The sequence below is a fragment of the Methanoculleus sp. SDB genome (assembly GCA_001412355.1).
Classification (GTDB): domain Archaea; phylum Halobacteriota; class Methanomicrobia; order Methanomicrobiales; family Methanomicrobiaceae; genus LKUD01.
In genome coordinates this window covers 1-12,581 of record LKUD01000067.1, presented here as the reverse complement: position 1 = coordinate 12,581, position 12,581 = coordinate 1, and the positions used below count along the sequence as shown (strand labels likewise).

Annotated in this window: 11 protein-coding genes, 2 tRNA genes and 1 pseudogene; 9 read left to right on the top strand and 5 right to left on the bottom strand. The window is 55.7% G+C overall.

Features of this window, described 5'->3' with window-relative positions; translation table 11 throughout:
* The first annotated feature begins 15 nt into the window (after positions 1–15).
* From APR53_04315 to APR53_04300, 4 genes are read left to right on the top strand one after another with little or no spacing between them, the layout of a single operon-like run.
* Positions 16–504 (top strand): acetyltransferase, encoded by a 489-nt coding sequence (locus APR53_04315; protein ID KQC03915.1) that lies wholly within the window; start codon positions 16–18, stop codon positions 502–504.
* Positions 501–1,775, top strand: a complete 1,275-nt coding sequence (locus APR53_04310; protein ID KQC03914.1) for a hypothetical protein — start codon at positions 501–503, stop codon at positions 1,773–1,775. The genes APR53_04315 and APR53_04310 overlap by 4 nt, the downstream gene beginning before the upstream one ends.
* Positions 1,776–1,780: 5 nt before the next feature.
* A complete protein-coding gene (locus APR53_04305) occupies positions 1,781–2,806 on the top strand; it encodes a methylthioribose-1-phosphate isomerase (GenBank protein KQC03913.1) in 1,026 nt (341 codons plus the stop codon).
* Between the two features lie 42 nt (positions 2,807–2,848).
* Positions 2,849–3,550: a hypothetical protein gene (locus tag APR53_04300; GenBank protein KQC03912.1), complete on the top strand. Its 702-nt coding sequence runs from the start codon at positions 2,849–2,851 to the stop codon at positions 3,548–3,550.
* Here APR53_04300 and APR53_04295 read toward each other — a convergent pair.
* The 3 genes from APR53_04295 to APR53_04285 all read right to left on the bottom strand — a co-directional run bounded on the left by APR53_04295 (position 3,515) and on the right by APR53_04285 (position 4,958).
* Positions 3,515–3,925 carry a cell shape determination protein CcmA gene (locus tag APR53_04295; GenBank protein ID KQC03911.1) on the bottom strand — a complete coding sequence of 137 codons (411 nt, stop codon included), beginning with the start codon at positions 3,923–3,925 and terminating at the stop codon, positions 3,515–3,517. The two genes, APR53_04300 and APR53_04295, sit on opposite strands and share 36 nt — an antisense overlap.
* 35 nt (positions 3,926–3,960) lie before the next feature.
* Positions 3,961–4,821, bottom strand: a complete 861-nt coding sequence (locus APR53_04290; protein KQC03910.1) for a digeranylgeranylglyceryl phosphate synthase — start codon at positions 4,819–4,821, stop codon at positions 3,961–3,963.
* Between the two features lie 62 nt (positions 4,822–4,883).
* Positions 4,884–4,958, bottom strand: a tRNA-Arg gene (locus tag APR53_04285).
* A 67-nt stretch (positions 4,959–5,025) separates the two neighbouring features.
* Between APR53_04285 and APR53_04280 the strand changes: the two genes are divergently transcribed.
* Positions 5,026–6,144 carry a tRNA (guanine-N2)-dimethyltransferase gene (locus tag APR53_04280; protein ID KQC03909.1) on the top strand — a complete coding sequence of 373 codons (1,119 nt, stop codon included), beginning with the start codon at positions 5,026–5,028 and terminating at the stop codon, positions 6,142–6,144.
* Here APR53_04280 and APR53_04275 read toward each other — a convergent pair.
* Positions 6,131–7,246 carry a GTP-binding protein gene (locus APR53_04275; GenBank protein ID KQC03908.1) on the bottom strand — a complete coding sequence of 372 codons (1,116 nt, stop codon included), beginning with the start codon at positions 7,244–7,246 and terminating at the stop codon, positions 6,131–6,133. The genes APR53_04280 and APR53_04275 overlap by 14 nt on opposite strands.
* Before the next feature lie 371 nt (positions 7,247–7,617).
* Here APR53_04275 and APR53_04270 point away from each other — a divergent pair.
* The 4 genes from APR53_04270 (at position 7,618) to APR53_04255 (ending at position 11,749) form a co-directional block, all read left to right on the top strand.
* Positions 7,618–7,692: transfer RNA gene (locus APR53_04270), tRNA-Glu, on the top strand.
* Positions 7,693–7,878: 186 nt separating this feature from the next.
* A complete protein-coding gene (locus APR53_04265; GenBank protein KQC03907.1) occupies positions 7,879–8,997 on the top strand; it encodes a hypothetical protein in 1,119 nt (372 codons plus the stop codon).
* A gap of 454 nt (positions 8,998–9,451) precedes the next feature.
* Positions 9,452–10,228: an alpha/beta hydrolase gene (locus APR53_04260; protein ID KQC03906.1), complete on the top strand. Its 777-nt coding sequence runs from the start codon at positions 9,452–9,454 to the stop codon at positions 10,226–10,228.
* 60 nt (positions 10,229–10,288) lie between these two features.
* Complete coding sequence (locus APR53_04255; protein ID KQC03905.1) at positions 10,289–11,749, top strand: cation transporter; 1,461 nt, start codon at positions 10,289–10,291, stop codon at positions 11,747–11,749.
* Between the two features lie 227 nt (positions 11,750–11,976).
* Here the strand turns inward: APR53_04255 and APR53_04250 are convergent.
* Positions 11,977–12,581: pseudogene (locus tag APR53_04250) on the bottom strand.

Below are 12,581 nucleotides of genomic sequence, written 5' to 3'. Positions count from 1 at the left end.
AACTGCTATATTATTATGAGTGCTGGTACACCGACCGGTTCGGCCTTTTTTCTCGCCGGAAACGCTACCCTTATCGGGGACGTTTCCCTCGGTGAACATGTGAGCATCTGGTTCGGTGCGGTCATCCGGGCCGATAAGGATCAGATCTCAATCGGCAGCGAATCGAACATCCAGGATAACGCTGTCGTGCATACGACAGTCGGGCGCCCCGTCAGGATCGGATCGCAGGTCTCTGTCGGCCACGGCGCCATCATTCACGGATGCACAATCAATGACCGGGTGCTTGTCGGCATGGGATCGGTGATCATGAACGACGCCGTCATCGGGGAGGGATCGATCATCGGCGCCGGTGCAGTCGTCACCGAAAAAACGGTAGTTCCACCACGATCGGTAGTCCTCGGAGTACCGGGCAAGGTTGTTCGGGAGGTGTCCGCCGAGCAGATGGTAGGCATCATTTCAAACGCCGAAGGATACGTGAAACTTGCGGAGAGGTACAGGAATTGAGTGAAGTCGCGGTTATCGGGGCGGGTGTTGCGGGAATTCAGGCAGCCCTCGATATAGCAAACCATGGTATCAAAGTTCACCTCATCGAGCGTGAACCGAGCATCGGCGGCCATATGGCTCAGCTTGACAAGACATTCCCGACGAACGACTGTTCGATGTGCATTCTCAGCCCGAAGATGGTGGATGCGGAACGGCACCCCCTTATTACGATTCATACCTGTACGGAAGTGGTAGGAGTCGAGGGTGAAGTCGGAGGTTTCACCGTGCGTCTGGTCCGGAATCCCCGGTACATCGACGAGGAGAAGTGCAACGGCTGTGGCGACTGTATCGGGATCTGCCCTGTCGAGGTCTACAACAGGTTCGATGCCGGAATCGGGGTGAGAAAGGCAATCTACAAGCCCCATGCCCAGATTGTCCCGAATGTCGTGATCCGCGACCGTGAACACTGCATCGATTGCGGACTCTGCTACGAGATCTGCGACCGCAACGCAATCCTCCATGATGATGAGGATGAAATTGAGGAGCGTGCGATTACGGTGGCGAGCATTGTTATCACGACGGGTTACGATACCTTCAATGCCTGCGGCAAACCGCAATACTCGTATCTCCGGATACCGGACGTGATTACCAGCATGGAGCTTGAGAGGATGATCAATGCGAGCGGTCCGACGGGAGGAGCCATCCGGCGCCTCTCAAACGGCGAAAAACCCACACATATCGCCTTTATACAGTGTGTCGGATCGCGGAATACGGACCGCCCGTATTGCTCCTGCGTCTGCTGCATGTACGCCATCAAAAACGCAATTCTCATCAAGGAAAAATACCCTGCGATGGACGTCACCATCTGTTACATGGATATCCGGGCATACGGCAAAGGGTATGAGGAGTACTACGCCCGTGCCGAAGAGCTTGGAATACGGTTCCTTCGCGGAATGCCGGGCGAGGTTCGCGAGACACCGGGCGGGATGGAGATGCAGGTTGAGAACACCGAGACAGGCGACGTGGAATCGCTGCACCCGGATCTCATTGTACTCTCCGTCGGACTTGAACCCGCCCAGGGTGCAGGGGAGATCGCCGCCCGCCTCGGCATTCCGGTCGATGAAAATGGGTTTATGCAGCCTGCAAACCTGAAAATGGCTCCCGTAAAAACGATCAAACCGGGCATCTACATCGCGGGGACCGCAACCGCTCCGAGAGATATTCCCGATTCCGTCACACAGGCGGAGGCGGCAGCAATGCTGGCATTTACTGACGCCATCAGGGCTTCGTGAACTCCATGGACACGGCCACGATTTCCTGGGATTACGCGACAGGTTCGATCCGTTTTATCGATCAGACCCTGCTCCCCGCAGAATTCGAGATTATTGTCTGTGACTCCGTAGAAAGGCTCGCAACTGCCATCCGGAGACTTGAAATCCGCGGGGCGCCGGCACTGGGCGCTGCGGGAGGGTACGGTGTTGCGCTCGCCGCATCGCGGGCCAAAAAGGAGGAACCTGATGCTTTTTTCCATGAAATCCGTGCTGCTGCCGAACTCCTGCGGGCAACGAGACCAACGGCAATCAATCTCGGCTGGGGGATCGATCGCGTGCTGAAAGCGGTTCTTGTGGCGGAAAAACCGGAGGATGCATGCCGAATTTCCATCAGGGAGGCGGAGGCACTTGCACGGGAGGATGCCGCACTCTGCAGGCGCATCGGTGATCACGGAGCGGCACTTCTTCCCGATTCGTGCACGGTGCTCACGCACTGCAACGCGGGCGCCCTCGCCTGTGTAGAATGGGGGACAGCCCTCGGGGTGATCCGATCGGCGGTGGCGGCGGGCAAGGAGATCCGGGTGATCGCCTGCGAAACACGGCCGCTCAACCAGGGTTCCCGCCTGACGGCGTGGGAGCTCGTCCGGGACGGCATCGATGTCCGGGTGATTCCGGACGGAAGTGCCGCGCACCTCATGCGAACGGGATGCATCGATGTGGTCGTCGTGGGGGCAGACCGCATCTGCGAGGATGTCGTCTTCAATAAAATCGGCACCTACATGCACGCAGTATGCGCCCGGCATCACGGTATCCCCTTTTATATCGCAGCACCGTATTCGACTTTTGATGCGGCATCCCGCGAATCAGACGTCGTCATCGAGGAGCGGGGAAGGGAAGAACTTGCCCGCTGTGGCGAGCGGATGCTCCTCCCTGACGAAGCGGGCGTCATAAACCCTGCATTCGATGCAACACCGAGAGAGCTGATTACCGGCATTATTACCGAAAAAGGCGTCATATACCCCTCCAGATCTCAGGATTCCAAAATGCAGTGAAGAGGAACTATTTAACAGATCCCACACTATTTTTTAGCGGTCATGCTTATCGATTCGCCACTCTGGGAACGTGTACTGATCATTATCGGTGAGCTGACGCTTCTCACCGCCCTCACCCTGATTTTATTCGCACTCATTCTGGTGGCAATCGCATTTTACTCTATCAGAAACGGCCGGTTCTATTTTCCCCGGCTCCTGAAATCCGGCCTCGTCCTTATGGAGGGGCTTGTCAAGGCAATCTGCAAGCTGATCGGGCTCGAAGACAAGGAACTTACGACCTTCTTTATCCGCCTTCACAATGCGATGAATATGAAGGCCTTCGCTACCATCCCGGTAGAAAACCGGGCGGTTTTTCTCCCGCAGTGCCTCAGGAACGCCCACTGCCCGGCCCATCTCACCCCGGAAGGGATCGTATGCCGACGCTGCAACCGGTGCGGAATCGGCGAAGCTGCCGATGAACTTGAGTCGATGGGGTACCGCGTCTTCGTTGTGCCCGGTTCGACATTCATCAAGCGCCTCGTAAAAAAATACCATCCCACAGCCATCATCGGTGTCGGATGCCTGATGGAAGTGAAAGAAGGGCTGGAGATGTCCGATCAGATGGGGCTGATCGCAATGGGCGTGGTCACCCTGAAGGATGGTTGCGTGGAAACAATCGTAAACTGGGCGGATGTTATTGATGTTGCGGGAATCGGAATTGATAAGGGATCAGGATCCGAGCACCTTAACGTTCCGGCCCGTTAGAGTGCCGCTTTTCACCTTTCCATAAACAAAAATCGTTTCGTCGCTGTGCACCGCACCGATCATCACGCCAGGCCGTAATATTACATTTCCGCCGGCCCTGAGCGTCCTGATGCGGGCATCGTCGCAGACGGTGACGTCCTCGAGCACCTCAAGGGCCCCCTTGATTTTCACTCCCTTTCCAATCACCGCGCTGCTGCATAATACGGTGTCACCGACCGTGGAATACGGCCCGAGCTCAAGACTCCCGCTTACCTCGAGACGCCCCCAGATATGGGTTTCAGGGGCCACTATGAAATTGCCTTCGATTTTAACGTTTCCGTCAAAAAAAGACCCCTTTGGCGCAATATAGGTATCCCCACGCTGGTACACCTTCATGGTTTCATTTCTCCATTCCAAACCACATTAAGGTTTCAATATACAACAGCGGCGGCGATGAAGACGACGAGCGCGGCAAACATTCCAACCTTGATCAGTGTCGACGCCCGCGATTCACGGACGCAGTCCGGCCGCGTGCACCGGACTGCCGCAAACACACCGGCAATGATAACCGCGTCAACGGCTGTAATTGCAGCGAGATACGGAATCCCCCACCAGCGCACAACCGGCAAATAACTGAGCACGACTCCGGTCGCTGCGGCAAAACATGCATACCTGACGGTTTTCCGGACACCGATAATCATCGGCAGCGTCGTTGCCCCTCCCTCCCTGTCGCCCGCAACATCCTCGGCATCCTTGATGAGCTCCCGGGCAAGCATCGCACAGAAGGTGATCAAAACGACAGGCAGTGTCTGGATCATGCCCCCGACACCCGTAAGGGCACCACCGAAGAGGAAGACGCTGGCGGCAAGGTAGGAGACGGCAATGTTGCCGACGAGCGGCATACCCTTCAACCGGGATGCATAGAGCAGGAGAATGAGTGAGTTCCCGGCTGCGATGAGAAGGCAGAGCGGTGTCGTAGAGAGGGCGATGACGCCGGCGACCACATTTCCTGCCAGAAAAAGGAGAATGCTGAAGTAAAGCGCCGCATGAGGAGAGATTTTCCCTGCGGGGAGAGGGCGATCGGGGCGGTTTACCCGGTCGATGTCACGGTCGAAGTAGTCGTTGATGGTGTTGCCTGCCGCCGTGATACAGGCCACAACCACCACAACGAGCGGCAACAGCGGCTGGCCGGACAGTGTTCCCTGTGCAATAAGAAAACCAATTACTCCTGCGATGCCGGCCACCGATGCGTTAAGCGGCCGGATGATTGAAAAGTACGCGGAGAGACCCATACTCAGAATATCCTTCGCGGTGATCCCCTATGAGATACGCGGTTTGCCTTTACCGGCAGAAACGGGCTTGGGGGGATTTGAACCCCCGGTCTTTAGCTTAGGAGGCTACCGCCTTATCCAGGCTAGGCCACAAGCCCAAGAATTGCCTGATTATGTTTCTTGGGATAAGCATTAAGATTTCCGAACATCCACCTGAACGATGCGATGGACGTTGCTGAAATACAGGAGGGAACGACACGCTTTTTTGTGCCCGTGCAGGACTCCACCCATTCATTTCCGGCGGGAAGCGCCCCCGTTTTCTTCAACAGGCGTATGGAGCTCAACCGGGACGCGACCGTCCTGCTTGTCGCACGCCTCAGCCCGTGCCACTACCTCGATGTCATGGGAGCCTCGGGTGCACGGGGAATCCGGATTGCTCACGAATGCGGCATCCCCGTGACCATCAACGACCGCGATCCCCGTGCCGCCCTGCTGATCGCGAAAAATGCCGGGCCGTATGCGGATAACGTCGAGGTGACGTGCGAGGACGCGAACGTGCTCATGCACACACGCCGGTTCGATGCAGTGGACATCGATCCCTTCGGCACGCCCGCCTATTTTCTGAACGCGGCGGCCGGCAGCGCGAAACGTTTCCTCTTCGTTACGGCGACAGACACAGCTCCGCTCTGCGGCGCCCATCTCAAAGCGGGGATGCGCCGGTATTTTGCGCGGCCGATGAATACAGAGTACCATAGCGAGGTGGCGCTCCGTATCCTGCTCGGGTTCGCGGCACGCGAGATTATCAAATATGACCGCGGAATGGAGCCGCTCTTTTGTTTTTCCCGGGAACATTTCGTACGGCTCCACCTGCAGCTCTCGTATGGCGCCGGCAGGGCCGACAGCACGCTCTCCCGCATCGGGTACGTTCACCAGTGCCCATGCTGCCCCTGCCGGGACGAACAGCAGGGCCTGATCGCGGAATCCCGCACCTGTCCTGCCTGCGGGGCTTTGCTTTCCCCCATCGGCCCCCTCTGGCTCGGAGCTGTGTGTGATCACGCGCTGGTGGGGGCGCTTGCGGAGGACATGGAGGCATGGACGTTCGGGACACAGGCACCTCTCCGGAAGCTGCTCGCCCTCTGCCGCGACGAGCTCGACACGGCCAGCTTCTATGATTATCATGCGCTCGGAAAACGGTGGAAATGCTCTCCTCCGGGCATTGAGACGGTGCTTTCACACCTGCAGGAACAGGGATTTGCCGCGTCCCGCACCCACCATGCAGGGACCGGCATAAAGACAAACGCACCGCCGGATACCATCCGCGATGCGCTCCTCATGCGCGGGTGACAATCGAAAGGATATCCCCGTCAGCAAGCTTGTGGGGCAGCCCGACACGCTGGGCGTCGTGCTTCACGGAATCCCCCCATAATTTTGCGTATCTGAACTTTTCCACAAAATCACGGTGAAGCTTGTTGCACACATCCTCGACCGTCGCCGGTGCACGGATGATGAGCGGCTCTTCGAGGTCCGCCTTGCCGCCTGCGGGTTTTAAGAAGATGCGGATAAAACCGAGCTCGTCGTAGATCGCATCCTTCAGCTCCTCGATATGATACCCGCTCGCGGCCGAGACCATGATCGGCGGCTCGCCGAACCTCCGGGCGATATCCTTCTCAATTGCCGCCCGTGTCTCCTCGTCGACGAGATCCACCTTGTTCACCGCAAGAAATGCAGGGATATACACACGATTGCCCATCATGGCATCGATGAAATCGTCCTGTGTAACTTCGCCGCGGGTCAGCACGTCGGCATTCATAATCTTATTCTCTGCGAGGATCGATCGTATTTCATCCAGGTCAAGGCCCGCCTTCCCGACAGTATTAAACCGGATACCCCCGTGACCGGATTTCTTGATGGTGATATCGGGTTTATGCCGGTTAATGCGTATTCCTGCATCATTGAGCTCTTTTAAGAGCACATTGACGTGCTTTTCATTGAAGACATCCGCGAGTACGAGGATCAGGTCTGCGCTCCGCACAACAGCGATCACCTCTTTTCCGCGGCCCTTGCCGATTGCGGCCCCTGCAATCAGCCCCGGGATATCGAGGATCTGGATGTTCGCCCCCTTGTATTCCATCGCACCCGGGACGACGGTGAGCGTGGTGAATGCATAGGATGCGGTCTCGCTCTGTGTCGTGCCGGTCAGTTTATTCAGCAGCGTACTCTTTCCCACCGACGGGAAACCGACAAGGACGACCGTCCCGTCCCCCGACTTCTTAACCGCGAATCCTTCAGCGCCCCCTGCGGACGCCATTGCCCGGGTAACGGCCTCGTCCTTTATCTTTGCCAGTTTCGCCTTCAGCCTCCCGATGTGCTGGGACGTCGCCTTATTGTATTTGGTATTCCGGATCTCGTCCTCGATCTCTTTGATCTGTTCTTCTATGGAGGCCATTTGTGTTGGGGTATATTAGCGCGGAATATACTTGAGGTTGACTGTGCAGGCGAAGAACGATGACCGTGAGGAGGAGGAAACGGTCGGGCCCGGGGCGGGGTGCGGACGTGGCGGCAGATGGCGTGGACGTGGCGATGAGGGGGGTGGTGACCGGAATCTACGGCAGGGACAGGGACAGGAATAGAGAGAATCAGGGTACCGGGCCGAAATCATGGGATGGGAAATAGTTTACTCCTCCTGCCACCACGATGAAGAGGCATCCCGGCACAGGCCCGGATCCGGAGTAACAATGAAGATTTCTGCGGGTGGGAAAAGCGGAAATCATCAGGTTTAAGTACGATTGTTGCGAATAGAATAAGGCAATACTTCTTGCTGATATAGTGTAGTCCGGCCAATCATGTAGGACTCTCACTCCTACGACTGGGGTTCGAATCCCCATATCAGCACTTTATTATTCATGATGTTGATCGCTTGAAAGCATATATTTCAATGAGTACAGCTACGTGATAATTGCTCAATAATTTCAAGCATATTTCAGCTTTGAAAGTATCAGATTCTTGTTAAGAATAGCCGCCGGCCAACGTTTGAAAAGAACTGATTTGTTTAATATCACCTATCCCACTGTACAGAGTATGGACATTCCCCCATTCGCTCTCGAACGCTACTTTGGCAGATACGAATTTTCCGCTCCCTACATGCTCTCCGCGGCCGACTGCGAAAGCTGGACGCCGGGAGAAATTTTTGCGCTCGAACCGGGTTCGCTCGACGCGTTCTGTGCGATGCGTCTGATGTACACCGAGTCGCAGGGAGACCCGTGCCTGCGGAACGAGATATCGGCGCTTTCCGGTGACATCGGCCCGGAAAACTGCGTCGTCTTCGCGGGTGCCGAGGAGGGGATATTCATCACTATGCACGCCCTCCTTTCCCCCGGCGACCACGTTATTGTGCTCTTCCCCGCCTACCAGTCGCTCCACGAAGTGGCCCGCTATCTCGGGGCAGATGTCTCGTACTGGCGGATGCACGAAACGGACGGGTGGCGCCCCTCGATGGACGAACTCCGGGGGCTCATCCGTCCGGAAACGCGATGCATCATCGTAAACACCCCCCATAATCCGACCGGATTTCACTTCTCCGCCGCAGAGATGGCCGAACTCATCGGGATCGCAGAAGACCATGGCATCCGGCTCTTCTGCGACGAGGTCTACCGTTTCGGCGAGTACGACCCGCAAGCACTCCTCCCGGCGGTTGCCTCGCAATACCCGAAGGGCATCTCGCTCGGGGTGATGTCAAAGAGTTTCGGTCTTCCCGGCCTCCGGCTGGGCTGGGTTGCGACACAGGACGCCGATCTCGTCCGTCGCATCCTTGTCTGGAAGGACTACACGACCATCTGCACCAGTGCGCCGGCGGAGTTTCTCGCGGCAATCGCCCTCAGGAACGCAGAGACGCTCATCGCACGCAACCGGGCAATCATGAACGAAAACAGGACCCTTCTTCTGGACTTCTTCGCCCGCCACCCCGATCTCTTCACTTGCGAAACGCCCTTTGCCGGCCCGGTCTGCTTCCCCCGCTACCTCGGCCGCGAAGGGGCGCCAGCCTTCTGCGACACCCTCATCCGGGAGACAGGCGTCACCCTCCTTCCGTCCACGGTCTTCGGCGAAAATAACGAGCATATCAGGTTCGGATTCGGGCGAAAGGACATGATTGCTGCACTTACGGTGCTTGAGGAATACCTGGCGCAGAAGAAGCGGTGAACGCGCTGTGAACCAACGGCAAAGCTGAAGATCCATAAAATCACATACAGACGGTAGATGAGGGGAATCGGACGGGACTGTCGTTTCCAGCGATCCCTTCAGGGACATTCCTGGTGCTGTGTGCCGCACAGGAGGGAACGAGGTCGGGCATTGCCACGAGTTTTACGACTTTTTCTTTCAACATGCTCGCCGGACTGAAACAGCCCGGGTGCAGCGCTTTCATTACGTTAGCTATCGACAACAAAGAGAGGGGGATAAGCAACCATGGCTGACCTGGAGATAAAGGGATATGCAACCGCCATTGCCGGAGGAATTGGATTGGGTCTACTGCTCGGAAGTGAATTTCCGGGAATGTATACGACCCTGCTGGGAGCTGCATTGACTCTCATTGTCATTGTCAGTATAGCTATTTCTCATATCAGAAAACCCGAAAAATAATTGGCGGGATGAGAATATGAATCCAAAAAAATACGGAAAACCGCCTTTCCGTGTCGCCGTCGTTCATGGGGGCCCGGGTGCGGCCGGTGAAATGGCGCCGGTCGCCCGGGAACTTTCCGCCGAACGGGGGGTTCTCGAACCCCTTCAGACCGTTGCAACTCTTGAGGGGCAGGTTGCGGAACTCCGGAACCTGCTCGAGTCAAATGGGGATCTGCCAGTCACCCTGATCGGGTTTTCATGGGGAGCGATACTCAGTTACATTCTCACCGCACAACATACCTCCTGCGTGGAGAAGCTCATTCTCGTCGGGAGCCCTCCATTCGAGGAAACATCAGCCGAACATATCATGGAAACCCGGCTCGCGCGGCTGTCTCCGAAAGATCGAAAAGAGGTCATGTCCCTCATGATCGACCTCGACAGTCCCGCCACCAGCGATAAAAATCGCATTTTGGCCCGTTTCGGGATATTAATCTCGAAAGCCGATTCATATGACCCGCTACCACCGGAAAGCGATGCGATGGAATGCCGGTATGACATTTTTCAGGGCGTGTGGGAAGACGCCCGCGAGATGCGAAGCAGCGGAGCGCTCCTGGAGCTCGGAAAGAAGATCCGGTGTCCTGTCGTCGCAATTCACGGCGAGTATGATCCGCACTCGTATAAAGCCGTTCTGTATCCCCTTTCGCCTATCATCACCAATTTCAGGTTCGTTCTACTTGAAAAATGCGGTCACCGGCCATGGATCGAGCGATACGCGAGGGACAGGTTTTTCGCCATCCTCGGGAATGAACTCTGAAACAAAACTATTCCTTTTATATGAATGAATCCAGTATAGAAGTTTAGCCGAGATGGTCCCGTGAACCGTCTGAGTTCATTTTCCGGTATCGCACCGGATATCGGGAAGATACTGCTTTTTTTAAGTGCAATTTCTTCCACACCCCTTATTGTCGCCGTAATCTACCGGGAATGGCCCATATTGCTCCCGATGGCCGCAGTTCCGTCCGTCTTCGGCCTTCTTGGCATCTATCTCAGAAAAATTCCCCACCAATCACGGGAAACAAAACTGAGTGTCGCAATAAGCGCGGTGGCAATAGTCTGGTTCCTCGCAGCACTCGTCGGAGCACTGCCTTTTGCCCTGATACTCGGGATGCCCTTTTCCGACTGCGTGTTCGAAGCAATGTCGGGATGGACCTCGACCGGTCTGACACTTCTGCCGTCTGTCGATAGCGCACCGCATGCCCTGCTGTTCTGGAGAACACTCATGCAGTGGGTCGGTGGTCTCGGGATCATCGCATTCACGATATCGATGTGGCAGCGATCCGGGCTTGTTCAGCGGGGATTGTATCGCTCCGAGGGCAGATCCGAGGCATTCATGCCGAGTGTTACCGCAACCGCGGCAAAAATGTGGACGATGTACATCCTCATAACCGCGATGTCCTTCCTGCTTATCTGCATCTCCGGCATCCCGCTGTGGGATGCTCTCAACATTGCCATGGCCGCAATTGCCACAGGGGGATTTTCGGTTCATACCGAAGGAATACTGTACTACCACAATCCCCTGCTGGAGATGCTGGTCATACCCGTCATGATTGCCGGAGCACTCCCCTTCAAACTGTATTATTATATGTATCTCAAACGGCAGGCGAATATTTTCAGGGACCCGCAGGCACGTCTGCTGATTACGTTAATCCTGCTGGGATTCGTTGTCGTGTTCTATGATCTCGTCACCGGGCTCTCGTTCGATGCCGCAACAGCATTCAGGCAGAGCTTCTTCATGGTCACGAGCGCCATCACCTGCACGGGGTTTCAGAACGGCAATCCGTTCGTCTGGTCGGGCGCAACGGTGCTCTTTTTCTCGGCACTCATGCTGATTGGCGGCGCAACGGGGAGCACTGCGGGCGGTATCAAACTCGACCGGATTCTTCTCGCCAAAGACAGCATGCTGTGGTGGTTCAAGCGCATATTCATGAGCAGCAGGGTAGTCATCCCCTTCCATCACGACGGAAAGACCATACCTATCACCATTGCCGAAGTCGAAGTCTCAAAAAACATGCTCATCATCATCCTCTTCATCCTGACAGTTTTCTTCGGCAGTCTTGCCATTCTTCATTTCGAGTCCGTGGGACCGTACGAATCCAGTGACGTAATTTTTGAGGTCGCATCCGCCATGTGCAATGTCGGGGTAAGCACCGGCTTTGTCAATCCGGGCATGAGCCTCCTGTCGAAATGGCTTTTCATTCTGGTCATGTGGATCGGAAGACTGGAAATTGTTCCCGTTCTTGTCCTTTTAACCGGATCCATCCGGGGATTCGAGTGAACCGGTACGGGCGGTCCTGGCCACTGGCGACTATTCAGCCGTAACTCCCCCTGCCGTACCGGAGAGATTCGCTCTCCGGATCAGAATCACCAGCGGTGAATTGCGCCTTCCTTCAGATTGTCGGCCCTCGTCCGGAACCACGCTTCTCCATCATGGAGTCGAAAGATCGCCAGGTACTCGTCGGCAATCCAAGGTGCGTATTTGGAAAAAAACGATGAATACTGGTATTAACGATCCTTTTTCCGCCTCAAACAGGGAATCGCGATAATCAGTCCCAGCGCCACGGCACATATCGTGAGAGCCGGATTAATGGTCCCGGCTGCCAGTCCCGATGAGGAGGACGTGTCAAAATCAAGGACGGTAATATTCGTCTTCTTTCCTTCATATACCACATATGCGTCAATCCGGTACGTGCCACTATCACGAATCGGCACGTATGCATACAGTTCATCGTGGCTTCCAACGGAAATTATCAGTTCCTCACTGGATACCGTGTCAACGAGTACGCCGTTCCTATACACTTCGCCTATCAGTTTTGCGCGTGTCGCAATTTTTCCGGTATTTTTAAAGTCGCCGATAATCTTGACAACTCCGTCCTTCTTCGGTATGCCTTCATATATCAAATCGACAAGCGCTCCTTCGCGCGTCAGCGTTCCGGGTGCGAACACTTCAAACTCAATTGAACTCTGCTTAATTATTGTCCCTTCGAGAGTGACAGTTACCCGTGCGGTATACTTCCCCGTCTCCACATTCGTTTCGCTCCAGGTTACGGGGATTATAGCCTGTTTTTCGGGTTGAACCGTTATATCCGTCTGCCGGACCGAATCGATGA